Below are 14,905 nucleotides of genomic sequence, written 5' to 3'. Positions count from 1 at the left end.
CGCGCAGCCTGGGGGCGAGCTATAATTCCGAGGCTTTGCATGCCGCAAGGCGCACGGTGAGGGCAGTTCCAGCGCTCACCGCAAGTCAAACACCTAGGAACCAAGGAAATCATCATGATCGCAGCCTCCATCAAGGCCGAAGTCGTCAAGGACAACGCCCGCGCCGCCAACGACACCGGCAGCCCCGAAGTGCAAGTCGCACTGCTGACCGCCCGCATCAACGAGCTCACCCCCCACTTCAAGACGCACGCCAAGGACCACCACGGCCGTCGCGGCCTGCTGCGCATGGTGAGCCGCCGCCGCAAGCTCCTCGACTACCTCAAGTCCAAGGACGCCGACCGCTACACCGCGCTGATCGCCAAGCTGGGTCTGCGCAAGTAAATCGAATCGCATGAAAAAACGCCTGGGTTAGTCCGCTAGCTCAGGCGTTTTTTACTTCGCGATCCACTTTCGGAGTGCCAAACAGAGCGAAGCTGTGTCATTCCAATGAAGTTCCCTCCGAGCTTCGCTGGAATGGCATCGTGTTCTGAGACAGCCTCCGCCCCTTGCGAACCCTGAGTGGTTCGCTACTAAAACAGGAGCAAACATGAGCCTCTTCAACAAAGTCACCAAGTCCTTCCAATGGGGCGACAAGACCGTCGTCATGGAAACGGGCGAAGTCGCCCGCCAGGCCAATGGCGCCGTGCTGGTCGACATCGACGGCACCGTGATCCTGGCGACCGTGGTCGCCTCCAAGTCGGCCAAGCCCGGCCAGGATTTCTTCCCGCTGACCGTCGACTACATCGAGAAGACCTACGCCGCGGGCAAGATCCCCGGCAGCTTCTTCAAGCGCGAAGCCAAGCCCAGCGAACATGAAACGCTGACCAGCCGCCTGATCGACCGTCCGATCCGCCCGCTGTTCCCCGAAGGCTTCCTGAACGAAGTGCACGTGGTCATCCACACCGTGTCGCTCAACCCTGAAGTCGATGCCGACATCGCCGCCATGATCGGCGTGAGCGCAGCGCTCGCCATCTCCGGCATTCCGTTCAGCGGCCCGATCGGCGCCGCCCGCGTGGGCTACATCAACGGCCAGTACGTGCTGAATCCGGGCCAGACCGCCCGCAAGGATTCGCAGATGGACCTCGTCGTCGCCGGCACGCAAGCCGCCGTGCTCATGGTCGAGTCCGAAGCGCAGCAGCTCAGCGAAGAAGTCATGCTGGGCGGCGTGGTGTTCGGCCACGAACAAGCCAACATTGCCATCAACGCGATCCATGACCTCGTGCGCGACGCCGGCAAGCCGGTGTGGGACTGGCAGGCGCCCGCAGAAGACGAAGCCTTCGTCGCCAAGGTCAAGGGCCTGGCCGAAGAGAAGCTGCGCGCCGTCTATCAAATTCGCAGCAAGCAAGCCCGCACGCAGGCCCTGCGCGAAGCCAATGCCAGCGTGATGAACACGCTGAAGGAAAGCGGCGAGCCCTTCGACACCGGCAAGGTCAACGACCTGCTGTTCGCCATCGAATCGAAGATCGTGCGCAGCCAGATCCTGTCGGGCGAACCCCGCATCGACGGCCGCGACACGCGCACCGTGCGCCCCATCGAGATCCGCAACTCCGTGCTGCCGCGCACCCACGGTTCGGCCCTGTTCACGCGCGGTGAAACCCAGGCGCTGGTCATCACTACGCTCGGCACCGAACGCGATGCACAGCGCATCGACGCGCTGGCCGGCGAGTACGAAGACCGCTTCCTGTTCCACTACAACATGCCTCCCTTCGCCACCGGCGAAGTGGGCCGCATGGGCTCGACCAAGCGCCGCGAAATCGGCCACGGCCGCCTCGCCAAGCGCGCGCTCGTCGCCGTGCTGCCGACCAAGGAAGAATTCCCGTACACGGTTCGCGTGGTGTCGGAAATCACCGAGTCGAACGGCTCCTCGTCGATGGCTTCGGTCTGCGGCGGCTGCCTGTCGATGATGGACGCCGGCGTGCCCATGAAGGCGCACGTGGCCGGTATCGCCATGGGCCTGATCAAGGAAGACAACCGCTTCGCGGTGCTGACCGACATCCTGGGCGACGAAGATCACCTGGGCGACATGGACTTCAAGGTTGCGGGCACCACCAACGGCATCACCGCGCTGCAGATGGACATCAAGATCCAGGGCATCACCAAGGAAATCATGCAGGTCGCCTTGGCGCAAGCCAAGGAAGCGCGCATGCACATCCTGGGCAAGATGCAGGAAGCCATGGGCGAGGCCAAGGCCGAAGTCTCCAGCTTCGCCCCGCGCCTGACCACGCTGAAGATCAACCCCGAGAAGATCCGCGACGTGATCGGCAAGGGCGGCTCGGTCATCCGCGGCCTGCAGGAAGAAACCGGCACGACGATCAACATCGACGAAGACGGCACCATCACCATCGCCTCGACCGACCCGGAAAAGGCCGAACTGGCCAAGAAGCGCATCGAGCAGATCACGGCCGAAGTCGAAATCGGCAAGGTCTACGAAGGCCCGGTCACCAAGATCCTGGACTTCGGTGCGCTCATCAACCTGCTGCCCGGCAAGGACGGCCTGCTGCACATCAGCCAGATCGCGCACGAACGCGTCGAGAAGGTGACCGACTACCTGAGCGAAGGCCAGATCGTGAAGGTCAAGGTTCTGGAAACCGACGAAAAGGGCCGTGTCAAGCTGTCCATGAAGGCCCTGACCGAGCGTCCGGCCGGCATGGAATACAGCGAGCGCCCGCCGCGTGAAGACCGTGGTGATCGCGGCGACCGTGGCGGCGACCGCCGCGAGCGCTCGGACCGTGGCGACCGTGGTGGTGACCGCGGCGGCGATCGTGGCGAGCGCGCACCGCGCTTCAACGACCAGCAGCAGGCTCCGGCCGGCGAGCAGTCGCAGGCCCCGCGCGAGCCTCAGGAGTAAGAAGGGCGCAACGGCGGTTCACTGCCGCCGTTGCAATCTTTTGAACGTCAAGCTTCGCCCCATCTGCGGGCGTTGGAGGCCGAAAGACCATGAAAGCCATTGAAATCACTTCGTACGGCGCCCCTGAGGTGCTGCGCGTGGCCGATCGTCCCGATCCGGTGGCGGGTGTGGGCGAGCTGCTGATTCGCGTTGCGGCCAGTGGTGTCAACCGGCCCGACGTGCTGCAGCGGATGGGCCACTATCCGGTGCCGCCGGGTGCATCCGATCTGCCGGGCCTCGAGGTGGCCGGTGAGATCGTCTCTGGCGATGCCGCGGCGCTGGCCGAGGCGGGGTTCAAGGTTGGTGATCGTGTCTGTGCGTTGATCGCTGGCGGTGGCTATGCGCAGCTGTGCGCGGCGCCCGTGGCGCAATGCCTGCCGGTGCCGAAGGGTTGGAGCGATGTCGATGCGGCCTCGTTGCCCGAAACCTTCTTCACCGTGTGGAGCAATGTGTTCGAACGCGGCCGCCTGCAAAAAGGCGAGACGCTGCTGATCCAGGGCGGCTCGAGCGGCATCGGCGTCACGGCGATCCAGATCGCCAAGGCGCTGGGTGCGACGGTGATCGTCACGGCCGGCAGCGACGACAAGTGCGAAGCCTGCAAGAAGCTGGGGGCCGACCACGCCATCAACTACCGCACGAGCGATTTCGTCGAAGAGGCGAAGAAGCTCACCGGCGGCAAGGGTGTGGACGTGATCCTCGACATGGTCGCAGGCGACTACGTGGCGCGCGAGATCGAGTGCCTGGCCGAAGACGGCCGGCTCGTGATCATCGCGGTGCAGGGCGGCGTGAAGAGCCAGATCAATGCGGGCCTCGTGCTGCGCAGGCGCCTCACGATCACCGGCTCGACGCTGCGGCCTCGGCCGGTGGCCTTCAAGGGCGCCATTGCCAAGGCCCTGCGCGAAAAGGTGTGGCCGCTGCTGGAAAGCGGTGCCATCAAGCCCGTGATCCACAGCACCTTTGCAGCAGCGGGCGAGCCTAGCGGCGCAGCCCAGGCTCATGCGCTGATGGAATCGAACCAGCACATCGGCAAGATCGTGCTGACATGGTGACGGGAAGAACGCGATGACAACCAAGAAGAAGCTGATCGCCGGCAACTGGAAGATGAACGGCAGCCTCGCTGCCAACGAGGCGCTGGTGAAAGCCTTGCAGCAAGGCCTGGCCGCAAGCCCGGCCGCGTGCGACGTGGCGCTGTGCGCGCCCGCGCCGTACTTCGCCCAGCTGCAATCGCTGCTGGCGGGCTCGCCGGCGCTGGCGCTCGGTGCGCAGGACATCTCGGCGCATCCGCAAGGTGCATTCACCGGCGAGCAATCGGCGGCGATGCTGAAGGATTTCGGCGTGCGCTATGCGATCGTCGGTCACTCGGAGCGCCGGCAATACCATGGCGAGACCGATGAGGCCGTGGCGGCGAAAACCGCTGCGGCATTGGCCAATGGCATCACGCCGATCGTCTGTGTCGGCGAAACGCTGGCGCAGCGCGAAGCAGGGCAGACCGAAGAGGTCGTCAAGCGCCAGCTGGCTGCAGTGATTCACGTGAACGGCCATTGCATCAGCGAGATCGTCGTGGCGTATGAGCCCGTCTGGGCCATCGGCACCGGCAAGACGGCCACGCCGGAGCAGGCGCAAGCGGTGCATGCCGTGCTGCGCGCGCAACTGCATCACGCGGCGAGCGAGCATGCAGCGGGCATCCAGATTCTTTATGGCGGCAGCATGAATGCGGCCAATGCCGCCGAACTGCTGGCGCAGGCCGACATCGACGGCGGCCTTATCGGTGGCGCGTCGCTCAAGGCGCCCGATTTTCTGCAGATCATTTCTGCCGCTGCGCGCTGAATGCGCAACGGCTGTATCAATTAGGAGTAAGAACGAATGAACGTGGTCCTCAACCTTCTGGTCGGCGTGCAGATGCTGGCAGCCCTCGCAATGATCGGCCTGATCCTGGTCCAGCATGGCAAGGGCGCCGACATGGGCGCAGCCTTCGGCAGCGGCAGCGCCGGCAGCCTGTTCGGCGCCAGCGGCAGCGCCAACTTTCTCTCGCGCACAACGGCCGTGCTTGCTGCAGTGTTCTTCGCCTGCACGCTGCTGCTGGCCTATTTCAGCCATGCACGTCCCGCAGGCGGCGGCAGTCTTCTGGAGCGCGCCGCGGTGGGTGCACCTGCTGCGCCGGCTTCCGGTGCAGCTGGTGAAATTCCTGGCGCGGCAGCTCCCAGCGCCCCCGCTTCGGCTCCTGCAGCCCCTGTTTCGGGTGCGGGCCAGATCCCCGGCAAGTAATCAACTCGTTTTCATGAGCTGCCCGTGAGAAATGGCTTCATTTCAGGGTAAACTCTAAATCTGTTCGGAAAGCCAAATGCCTCTTGCAGGTACCTCATGCCATCCGAGCAGCAAAAAACCGCGGTCGTGGTGAAATTGGTAGACACGCTATCTTGAGGGGGTAGTGGCGAAAGCTGTGCGAGTTCGAGTCTCGCCGACCGCACCAAATCTCATCGGCAGAAAACCTCATCCAGGGGTTCTTCTTGCTGGTGGCAAGCGGTGAAAAACTCTCGATGAATCTCGACTCCTACCTCCCCGTCCTTTTGTTCATTCTGGTCGGAGTCGGCGTAGGCGTCGCCCCTCAGGTCATCGGATACATCCTCGGCCCCAATCGGCCGGACGCCGCGAAGAATGCTCCCTACGAGTGTGGCTTCGAGGCCTTCGAGGACGCGCGCATGAAGTTCGACGTGCGCTACTACCTCGTCGCGATTCTCTTCATCCTGTTCGATCTCGAAATTGCCTTTCTCTTCCCCTGGGCCATCGCGCTCAAGGAGATTGGCGCTATCGGCTTCTGGGCCATGATGATCTTTCTCGCCATCCTCGTCGTGGGCTTCGCCTACGAGTGGAAAAAAGGCGCGCTCGACTGGGAATGACAAGGAAAGCACACGATGGCCATTGAAGGCGTTCTCAAAGAAGGTTTCGTCACCACCACCTACGACTCGGTGGTGAACTGGGCGAAGACCGGATCTCTCTGGCCGATGACATTCGGCCTCGCATGCTGTGCGGTCGAAATGATGCACGCGGGCGCTGCCCGCTACGACATCGACCGTTTCGGCATGCTGTTTCGTCCGAGCCCCCGCCAGTCCGATCTGATGATCGTGGCGGGCACGCTGTGCAACAAGATGGCGCCGGCCCTGCGCAAGGTCTATGACCAGATGCCCGAGCCGCGCTGGGTGCTGTCGATGGGTTCGTGCGCGAATGGCGGTGGCTACTACCACTACAGCTATTCGGTCGTGCGCGGCTGCGACCGCATCGTGCCCGTCGATGTGTACGTTCCGGGTTGCCCGCCCACAGCCGAAGCATTGCTCTACGGCGTGATCCAGTTGCAGCAGAAGATTCGCCGCACCAACACCATTGCCCGCGCCTGAGAGATTGCCGACGATGACTGACTTTGCAATTTCGCCGGAGGTGCTGCGCGCCACCATTGCCGAGACGCTTGGCGCCAAGGCCAGGAGCGTGACGCTTGCCTTGGAAGAGGTGACCGTGGTGGTTGGTGCCGCCGACTACATCGAAGCCGCCTTGCTGCTGCGCGACGCGCCCGGCTGCCGCTTCGAGCAATTGATCGACCTTTGCGGCATGGACTATTCCGACTACCGCGAGGGCGAGTGGCAGGGCGAGCGTTACGGCGTCGTCACGCACCTGCTGTCGGTGAGCCTCAATCAGCGCGTGCGCCTCAAGGTGTTTGCGCCGAGCGAAGACCTGCCCGTGGTCGATTCGCTCCAGCCCGTCTGGAGCGCCGCCACCTGGTTCGAGCGCGAAGCCTTCGACCTGTACGGCATCGTGTTCGATGGCCACGACGACCTGCGCCGCATCCTGACCGACTACGGCTTCATCGGCCACCCGTTCCGCAAGGACTTCCCGGTGTCGGGTCACGTCGAGATGCGTTACGACGAAGAACAGAAGCGCGTGGTCTACCAGCCGGTATCGATCGAGCCGCGGGAAATCACGCCGCGCGTGATCCGCGAAGACAACTACGGCGGCGGTTTGCACTGATATGGCCGAAATCAAGAACTACACCCTCAACTTCGGCCCCCAGCATCCGGCCGCGCACGGCGTGCTGCGCCTGGTGCTCGAGCTCGACGGCGAAGTGATCCAGCGCGCCGACCCCCACATCGGCCTGCTTCACCGCGCCACCGAGAAGCTCGCCGAGTCGCGCACCTTCATCCAGTCGCTGCCTTACATGGACCGCCTCGACTACGTGTCGATGATGTCCAACGAGCATGCCTACTGCCTTGCCATCGAACGGATGATGGGCCTCGAGGTGCCGATCCGTGCGCAGTACATCCGCGTGATGTTCGCCGAGATCACCCGCCTGCTGAACCACCTGCTGTGGCTCGGCGCGCACGGTCTCGACTGTGGTGCGATGAACATGCTCATCTACTGCTTCCGCGAGCGTGAAGACCTGTTCGACATGTACGAGGCCGTGTCCGGCGCGCGCATGCATGCGGCGTACTTCCGTCCGGGTGGCGTCTATCGCGACCTGCCGGACGCGATGCCGCAGTACAAGGTCAGCAAGATCAAGAACGCGAAGGCCATCGAGCGCCTGAACGAAGATCGCCAAGGGTCGCTGCTCGACTTCATCGACGCCTTCTGCAAGCGCTTCCCGAAGATGGTCGACGAGTACGAGACGCTGCTCACCGACAACCGCATCTGGAAGCAGCGCACCGTGGGCATCGGCGTGGTCACGCCGGAGCGCGCGCTGAACCTCGGCTTCACAGGCCCGATGCTGCGTGGCTCGGGCGTCGAATGGGATCTGCGCAAGAAGCAGCCCTACGACGTCTACGGCCAGATGCAGTTCGACGTGCCCGTGGGCAAGACTGGCGACTGCTACGACCGCTACCTCGTGCGCGTGGAAGAAATGCGCCAGGCCAACAAGATCATCCAGCAGTGCTCGGCATGGCTGCGCGCCAATCCCGGCCCGGTGATCACCGACAACCACAAGGTCGCCGCGCCCGCGCGTGAATCGATGAAGGCGAACATGGAGGAGCTGATCCACCATTTCAAGCTCTTCACCGAAGGCTTCCATGTGCCCGAAGGCGAAGCGTATGCCGCCGTCGAGCATCCGAAGGGCGAGTTCGGCATCTATCTCGTGAGCGACGGCGCCAACAAGCCGTACCGCCTGAAGATCCGCGCCCCTGGTTTCCCGCACCTCGCCGCCCTCGACGAAATGTCGCGCGGTCACATGATCGCCGACGCTGTCGCGGTGATCGGCACGATGGACATCGTGTTCGGTGAAATCGACAGGTGAGAAAGAGCGAATGACGACTTCCTCAACCCATCACCATGACGCGGCCCCTTCGGCCCCGTTGAAGGCCGAGATCCTCGAGCGCTTTGCGCGCGAGGTCGCCAAGTACCCCGAAGCGGGCAAGCAATCCGCCGTGATGGCCTGCCTCGCCATCGTCCAGCAGGACGAGGGCTACGTCAGCCTGCAGCGTGAGCGCGAGATTGCCGAATACCTCGGCATGGCGCCCATCGCCGTGCATGAAGTGACGACCTTCTACAACATGTACAACCAGCATCCGGTGGGCAAGTTCAAGCTCAACGTGTGCACCAACCTGCCTTGCCAGTTGCGTGACGGCGTCACGGCCCTCGTGCACCTCGAGAAGAAGCTCGGCATCAAGATGGGCGAGACCACGGCCGACGGCCTGTTCACGCTGCAGCAGAGCGAATGCCTGGGCGCTTGTGCCGATTCGCCCGTGATGCTGGTCAACGATCGCACCATGTGCAGTTTCATGAGCAACGACAAGCTCGACCAGCTCATCGAGGGCCTGCGTGGCTCCGTCAAAGGGGAGGCCGCCTGATGTCGCCCGAGCAAGTACTCCAGCAGTTCCAGGCCACGGGCGTCCAGACCTGTTTCCATGATCGCCACATCGAGCCGCAGATCTATGCCGGCCTGAATGGCACCAACTGGCGGCTGGCCGACTACGAGGCACGCGGCGGCTACAAGGCGCTGCGCAAGATCCTCACCGAGGGCCTCACGCCCGACCAGGTGATCGCCGAGGTGAAAGCCTCGGGCCTGCGCGGCCGTGGCGGCGCGGGTTTCCCGACCGGCCTGAAGTGGAGCTTCATGCCCCGCCAGTTTCCGGGCCAGAAGTATCTCGTCTGCAATTCGGACGAAGGCGAGCCCGGTACCTGCAAGGACCGCGACATCCTGCAGTTCAACCCGCACATCGTGATCGAAGGCATGGCCATCGCCGCGTATGCGATGGGCATCAGCGTGGGCTACAACTACATCCACGGCGAGATCTTCCAGAGCTACGACCGCTTCGAGGAAGCCCTCGAAGAGGCGCGCGCCGCCGGCTACCTCGGCGACAAGATCATGGGCAGCACGTACAACTTCCAGTTGCACGCCGCCCACGGTTTCGGCGCCTACATCTGCGGCGAGGAAACCGCGCTGCTCGAATCGCTCGAAGGCAAGAAGGGCCAGCCGCGCTTCAAGCCGCCGTTCCCGGCGAGCTTCGGCCTCTACGGCAAGCCGACCACCATCAACAACACCGAGACCTTCGCGGCGGTGCCCTGGATCATCAACAACGGCGGTCCGGCCTACCTCGAATGCGGCAAGCCGAACAACGGCGGCACCAAGATCTACTCGGTCAGCGGCGACGTCGAGTTGCCCGGCAACTACGAAGTGCCCATGGGAACGCCGTTCTCCAAGCTGCTCGAACTGGCCGGCGGCGTGCGCAAGGGCCGCACGCTCAAGGCGGTGATCCCCGGTGGCTCGTCGTCGCCGGTGCTGCCGGCCGACATCATGATGGCCTGCACCATGGACTACGACTCCATCGCCAAGGCCGGCTCCATGCTGGGCTCGGGCGCGGTGATCGTCATGGACGACAGCCGCTCGATGGTCGAGTCGCTCAAGCGCCTCTCGTACTTCTACATGCACGAGTCCTGTGGCCAGTGCACGCCGTGCCGTGAAGGCACCGGCTGGCTCTACCGCGTGGTGGACCGCATCCACAACGGGAAGGGCAAGCCCAGCGACATGCAACTGCTGGACTCCGTTGCCGGGGACATCATGGGCCGCACCATCTGTGCGCTCGGCGATGCGGCGGCAATGCCCGTGCGCGCCATGATCAAGCACTTCCGTCACGAGTTCGAAGCCCTGATTCCGGGCCACGTCCCGACGGCGCCCGTCAAGGCCTGAGCGCGAGAAGAAACATACTCATGATCGAAATCGAACTCGACGGCAAGAAGGTCGAAGTGACCGAAGGCAGCATGGTGATGCATGCGGCCGACAAGGCGGGCACGTACATCCCGCACTTCTGCTATCACAAGAAACTCAGCATCGCGGCCAACTGCCGCATGTGCCTGGTCGACGTGGAAAAAGCGCCCAAGCCGATGCCGGCCTGCGCCACGCCCGTCACGCAGGGCATGATCGTTCGCACCAAGAGCGAAAAGGCCATCAAGGCGCAGCAGTCGGTCATGGAGTTCCTCCTGATCAACCACCCGCTGGACTGCCCGATCTGCGACCAGGGCGGCGAATGCCAGCTGCAGGACCTGGCCGTGGGCTACGGCGGTTCTTCCTCGCGCTACGAGGAAGAAAAGCGCGTCGTGTTCCACAAGGACGTCGGCCCGCTGATCAGCATGGAGGAGATGAGCCGCTGCATCCACTGCACGCGCTGCGTCCGTTTCGGCCAGGAAGTGGCCGGCGTGATGGAGCTCGGCATGTCGCACCGCGGCGAGCACTCCGAAATCGAAACTTTCCTCGGCGACTCGGTCGACTCCGAACTGTCGGGCAACATGATCGACATCTGCCCGGTCGGCGCGCTCACGAGCAAGCCGTTCCGCTACAGTGCCCGCACCTGGGAGCTGTCGCGCCGCAAGTCGGTAAGCCCCCACGATTCCACCGGTGCCAACCTGATCGTCCAGGTCAAGAACAACCGCGTGATGCGCGTGGTGCCGCTCGAGAACGAAGACGTCAACGAATGCTGGATCGCCGACCGCGACCGCTTCTCGTACGAAGCGCTCAACGGCCCCGAGCGCCTGACGCAGCCCATGCTGAAGCAGGGCGGCCAATGGCAGCAGGTCGATTGGCAGACGGCGCTCGAGTACGTCGCCAACGGCCTCAAGCAGATCAAGGCCGACCACGGCGCGCAAAGCATCGGCACGCTGGTCAGCCCGCACAGCACGCTCGAAGAGCTGCAGCTCGCCGCCATGCTCACGCGTGAACTGGGCAGCGACAACATCGACTACCGCCTGCGCAACGCCGAATTCACGGCATTCGAGGGCGTGCGCTGGCTCGGCACCTCGATCGCATCGCTCACGCAAGTGCAGCGCGCGCTCGTCGTCGGCTCGAACCTGCGCAAGGAACACCCGCTGTTCGCGCAGCGCATCCGCCAGGCCGTGCGCAAGGGCGCCGCACTGTCGGTGATCACCTCGGCGAGCCTGATGGCCGCCCGCGACGCCTGGGCCATCGACGTGGCGCAATCGTCCATCGTCGAAGCCGACCAGTGGGTCGAAGCGCTGGCCGCCGTGGCCGCTGCGGTCGGTGAAACCAACGGCGCAGCCGCGCCACTGGCACCGAAGAACGCACCGGATGCCGCCGCCAAGGCCATCGCAGCCTCGCTGCTGAGTGGCGAACGCAAGGCCATCCTGCTCGGCAACGCCGCCGCCCATCACGCCCAAGCCAGCAGCTTGCTGGCCCTGGCGAACTGGATCGGCGCGCAAACCGGCGCCACCGTCGGCTACCTGACCGAAGCCGCCAACACCGTGGGCGCGCAGATCGTCGGCGCGTTCCCGAAGAACGGCGGCCTCGATGCCGGCCGCATGCTCGCCGCAGGCTCCGGCCTGAAGGCCATGCTGCTGCTGAACACCGAGCCGGTGTTCGATTCGGCCGCTGGCGCCGCCGCCGCCGATGTCATCGGCAATGCGCAGATGGTCGTCACGCTGAGCCCCTTCAAGGCCAACCTCGAGTTCAGCGACGTGCTGTTGCCCATCGCGCCGTTCACCGAGACTCCGGGCACCTTCGTCAATGCCGAAGGCCGCCTGCAAGGATTCCATGCCGTCGTGAAGCCGCAAGGCGAAACGCGTCCGGCATGGAAGGTGCTGCGTGTGCTGGCCAACCTGCTGGGCCTGCCGGGCTTCGCGTTCGAATCAACCGCCGAGGTGCTGGCCACCATCGGTGACAAGGGCTCGGTGCCGGCGAATGCGCTGAGCAACGCCACGTCCGCGAAGGCCGTCGCCTCCGGCGGGGCAGCTGCCGCACCCGTGGTCGCGAGCATCTACCAGCTCGACTCGATCGTGCGCCGTGCGCCGTCGCTGCAACTGACCGCCGACGCGCGCAACGCGTCGTCGACCGCACCGGCGCGTGCCGAGGAGGCACTGGCATGATCGTCGACACCATTCACGGCTTCGGCCAGGGCCTGGTGGCCGCAGGCTGGTGGACCGGCGTGGTCTGGCCCGTGGTCTGGACGCTGCTGAAGATCATCATCGTGGTGATCCCCCTGATGCTGGCCGTGGCGTACCTCACGCTGTGGGAACGCAAGGCCATCGGCTTCACGCAGATCCGCATCGGCCCGAACCGCATCGGACCGCTGGGCCTGCTCCAGCCGATCGCCGACGCGCTCAAGCTGATGACCAAGGAAATCATTCTTCCGACGGTCGCCAACAAGGGCCTGTTCCTGCTGGGCCCGATCATGACCATCATGCCGGCGCTGGCCGCATGGGCCGTGATTCCCTTCGGTCCCGACGTGGCGCTGGCCAACATCAACGCCGGACTGCTGTTCGTGATGGCCATCACCTCGCTCGAGGTGTACGGCGTGATCATCGCCGGCTGGGCTTCGAACTCGAAGTACGCCTTCCTGGGCGCGCTGCGCGCCTCGGCACAGATGGTGAGCTACGAAATCGCGATGGGCTTCTGCTTCGTCGTGGTGCTGATGGTCACGGGCAGCCTGAACATGAGCGAGATCGTGAACGTCCAGGGCAAGGGCATGTTCGCCAACATGGGCGTGGGCTTGCTGTCGTGGAACTGGCTGCCGCTGCTGCCGATCTTCGTCGTCTACTTCATCTCGGGCCTCGCCGAAACCAACCGCCACCCGTTCGACGTGGTGGAAGGCGAGTCTGAAATCGTGGCCGGCCACATGATCGAGTACTCGGGCATGAGCTTCGCGATGTTCTTCCTGGCCGAGTACGCCAACATGTGGCTCGTCTCGATCCTGACCGTGGTGCTGTTCCTGGGCGGATGGCTGCCGCCGTTCGAGTTCCTGAGCTTCATCCCCGGCTGGATCTGGCTGGGCGCCAAGACCTTCTGCGTGGTCACCATGTTCCTGTGGGTGCGCTCGACGTTCCCGCGCTTCCGCTATGACCAGATCATGCGTCTGGGCTGGAAGATCTTCATTCCCGTCACTCTCGTGTGGCTGGTCGTGGTCGGTGGCTGGATGCAGACGCCGTTCAACATCTGGAAATAACAGGAAGCGCCAACATCATGACTGCTTCGCACACCGCCGGCGCGCTGGCGCGCCCTTCCAAACTCGCGTCTGCGCCTTTTTCGCTCAAGGACTTCCTGAGCAGCTTCATGCTGTTCGAACTGTTCAAGGGCCTGGCCATCACCGGCAAGTACGCCTTCGCCCGCAAGATCACGGTGCAGTTCCCCGAAGAGAAGACGCCGCTGTCGCCGCGTTTCCGCGGCCTGCACGCGCTGCGCCGCTATGAGAACGGCGAAGAGCGCTGCATTGCCTGCAAGCTCTGCGAAGCCGTCTGCCCGGCGCTGGCCATCACCATCGAGTCGGATGTGCGCGACGACGGCTCGCGCCGCACCACGCGCTACGACATCGACCTGACCAAGTGCATCTTCTGCGGCTTCTGCGAAGAAAGCTGCCCGGTCGACTCGATCGTCGAGACGCACATCTTCGAATACCACGGCGAAAAGCGCGGCGACCTGTACTTCACCAAGGACATGCTGCTGGCCGTGGGCGACCGCTACGAAAAAGAAATTGCAGCGAACAAGGCGGCCGACGCCAAGTACCGCTGATCCGACCAGCCCGAACCCATTCGAATTCCATGGACGTCAAGACCGGTCTGTTCTATCTGTTTGCCGTGGTGCTGCTGTTCGCAGCGTTCCGCGTCATCACCGCCCGCAATCCCGTGTATGCCGCGCTGTATCTGGTGCTGGCCTTCTTCCAGGCATCGGCCATCTGGCTGCTGCTGCGCGCCGAGTTCCTCGCGATCTCTCTGGTGCTGGTGTATGTCGGCGCCGTGATGGTGCTGTTCCTGTTCGTCGTGATGATGCTGGACATCAACGTCGACAGCTTGCGGGAGGGCTTCTGGAAGCACTTCCCGCTGGCCGCCGGTGTCGGCGCACTCATCGCGCTCGAAATGGCGGCCGTGCTCATGGGCGGCTTCCGCCTGGGCGAGGCACCGCGCGCTGCTGCCGGTGCGATGGGTGCCAACACTTCCAATACGCTCGAACTCGGCAAGCTGCTTTACTCCGAATACCTCTACCCGCTGGAAATCGCCGCGGTCATCCTGCTGGTGGCCATCGTGGCGGCCATCGCATTGACGCTGCGCACCCGCAAGGACAGCAAGTACGTCAACCCGGCCGACCAGGTCCGCGTGAAGGCGCGTGACCGCGTGCGCATCGTGCAGATGCCGGCAACGCGTGCTGCGGAGCCTGTGGTCGAAGTTGCGGACGCTGCAAAGGAAAACAAGGCATGACGCTCACGCTCGGACACTTCCTCTCGCTCGGCGCGATGCTCTTCGCGCTGTCCGTGATCGGCATCTTCCTGAACCGCAAGAACCTCATCGTGCTGCTGATGGCCATCGAACTGATGCTGCTCGCGGTCAACATGAACTTCGTGGCGTTCTCGCACTATCTGGGCGACATGCACGGCCAGATCTTCGTGTTCTTCATCCTGACGGTGGCCGCGGCCGAGTCGGCCATCGGCCTGGCGCTGCTGGTCCTGCTGTTCCGCAACAAGTCGAACATCAACGTCGACGAACTCAACTCACTCAAGGGTTGAA

Annotated in this window: 16 protein-coding genes and 1 tRNA gene; all 17 read left to right on the top strand. The window is 64.0% G+C overall.

Translation table 11 applies throughout. The annotated features are described in order from the left end of the window. Positions 1 to 114 precede the first annotated feature (114 nt). The 17 genes from rpsO to nuoK all read left to right on the top strand — a co-directional run bounded on the left by rpsO (position 115) and on the right by nuoK (position 14,904). Positions 115 to 381 (top strand): 30S ribosomal protein S15, encoded by a 267-nt coding sequence (gene rpsO / locus PMI12_RS24290; protein WP_007837783.1) that lies wholly within the window; start codon positions 115 to 117, stop codon positions 379 to 381. A gap of 205 nt (positions 382 to 586) precedes the next feature. After that, positions 587 to 2,887: a polyribonucleotide nucleotidyltransferase gene (pnp, locus tag PMI12_RS24285; protein WP_007837780.1), complete on the top strand. Its 2,301-nt coding sequence runs from the start codon at positions 587 to 589 to the stop codon at positions 2,885 to 2,887. Positions 2,888 to 2,976: 89 nt separating this feature from the next. Further along, a complete protein-coding gene (locus PMI12_RS24280; protein WP_007837777.1) occupies positions 2,977 to 3,975 on the top strand; it encodes an NAD(P)H-quinone oxidoreductase in 999 nt (332 codons plus the stop codon). Between the two features lie 13 nt (positions 3,976 to 3,988). Continuing rightward, positions 3,989 to 4,753 carry a triose-phosphate isomerase gene (tpiA, locus tag PMI12_RS24275; protein WP_007837775.1) on the top strand — a complete coding sequence of 255 codons (765 nt, stop codon included), beginning with the start codon at positions 3,989 to 3,991 and terminating at the stop codon, positions 4,751 to 4,753. A 36-nt stretch (positions 4,754 to 4,789) separates the two neighbouring features. Next, positions 4,790 to 5,191: a preprotein translocase subunit SecG gene (gene secG, locus PMI12_RS24270; protein WP_007837773.1), complete on the top strand. Its 402-nt coding sequence runs from the start codon at positions 4,790 to 4,792 to the stop codon at positions 5,189 to 5,191. 120 nt (positions 5,192 to 5,311) lie between these two features. After that, a tRNA-Leu gene (locus PMI12_RS24265) sits at positions 5,312 to 5,396 on the top strand. A 67-nt stretch (positions 5,397 to 5,463) separates the two neighbouring features. Beyond that, the gene (locus PMI12_RS24260) at positions 5,464 to 5,823 is read left to right on the top strand and encodes an NADH-quinone oxidoreductase subunit A (protein ID WP_042674206.1); all 360 of its coding nucleotides are present in this window, start codon (positions 5,464 to 5,466) and stop codon (positions 5,821 to 5,823) included. A gap of 15 nt (positions 5,824 to 5,838) precedes the next feature. Further along, positions 5,839 to 6,318: a NuoB/complex I 20 kDa subunit family protein gene (locus PMI12_RS24255; RefSeq protein WP_007837763.1), complete on the top strand. Its 480-nt coding sequence runs from the start codon at positions 5,839 to 5,841 to the stop codon at positions 6,316 to 6,318. A 13-nt stretch (positions 6,319 to 6,331) separates the two neighbouring features. After that, positions 6,332 to 6,943, top strand: coding sequence for an NADH-quinone oxidoreductase subunit C (locus PMI12_RS24250; RefSeq protein WP_007837755.1), 612 nt, complete (start codon positions 6,332 to 6,334; stop codon positions 6,941 to 6,943). Position 6,944: 1 nt separating this feature from the next. Continuing rightward, entirely contained in the window at positions 6,945 to 8,198 is a 1,254-nt protein-coding gene (locus PMI12_RS24245) for an NADH-quinone oxidoreductase subunit D (RefSeq protein ID WP_007837753.1), read from the top strand. Between the two features lie 10 nt (positions 8,199 to 8,208). Beyond that, positions 8,209 to 8,751, top strand: a complete 543-nt coding sequence (locus PMI12_RS24240) for an NADH-quinone oxidoreductase subunit NuoE family protein (protein ID WP_007837751.1) — start codon at positions 8,209 to 8,211, stop codon at positions 8,749 to 8,751. Continuing rightward, positions 8,751 to 10,091: an NADH-quinone oxidoreductase subunit NuoF gene (gene nuoF / locus PMI12_RS24235; RefSeq protein WP_007837749.1), complete on the top strand. Its 1,341-nt coding sequence runs from the start codon at positions 8,751 to 8,753 to the stop codon at positions 10,089 to 10,091. Before PMI12_RS24240 ends, nuoF begins: the two co-directional genes overlap by 1 nt. Before the next feature lie 20 nt (positions 10,092 to 10,111). Then, on the top strand, positions 10,112 to 12,277 hold the full coding sequence (nuoG, locus tag PMI12_RS24230; protein WP_007837747.1) for an NADH-quinone oxidoreductase subunit NuoG: 2,166 nt from the start codon (positions 10,112 to 10,114) through the stop codon (positions 12,275 to 12,277). Continuing rightward, positions 12,274 to 13,353 (top strand): NADH-quinone oxidoreductase subunit NuoH, encoded by a 1,080-nt coding sequence (nuoH, locus tag PMI12_RS24225; protein ID WP_007837745.1) that lies wholly within the window; start codon positions 12,274 to 12,276, stop codon positions 13,351 to 13,353. The genes nuoG and nuoH overlap by 4 nt, the downstream gene beginning before the upstream one ends. A gap of 17 nt (positions 13,354 to 13,370) precedes the next feature. Further along, the gene (gene nuoI / locus PMI12_RS24220; RefSeq protein ID WP_007837743.1) at positions 13,371 to 13,916 is read left to right on the top strand and encodes an NADH-quinone oxidoreductase subunit NuoI; all 546 of its coding nucleotides are present in this window, start codon (positions 13,371 to 13,373) and stop codon (positions 13,914 to 13,916) included. Between the two features lie 29 nt (positions 13,917 to 13,945). Then, a complete protein-coding gene (locus PMI12_RS24215) occupies positions 13,946 to 14,599 on the top strand; it encodes an NADH-quinone oxidoreductase subunit J (protein ID WP_007837742.1) in 654 nt (217 codons plus the stop codon). Next, positions 14,596 to 14,904, top strand: coding sequence for an NADH-quinone oxidoreductase subunit NuoK (nuoK, locus tag PMI12_RS24210; RefSeq protein WP_007837741.1), 309 nt, complete (start codon positions 14,596 to 14,598; stop codon positions 14,902 to 14,904). Before PMI12_RS24215 ends, nuoK begins: the two co-directional genes overlap by 4 nt. Position 14,905: the final 1 nt, after the last annotated feature.

Source organism: Variovorax sp. CF313 (assembly GCF_000282635.1).
In the GTDB taxonomy this organism is placed as follows: Bacteria; Pseudomonadota; Gammaproteobacteria; order Burkholderiales; family Burkholderiaceae_C; genus Variovorax.
This window is presented reverse-complemented; position numbering and strand designations above follow the sequence as displayed.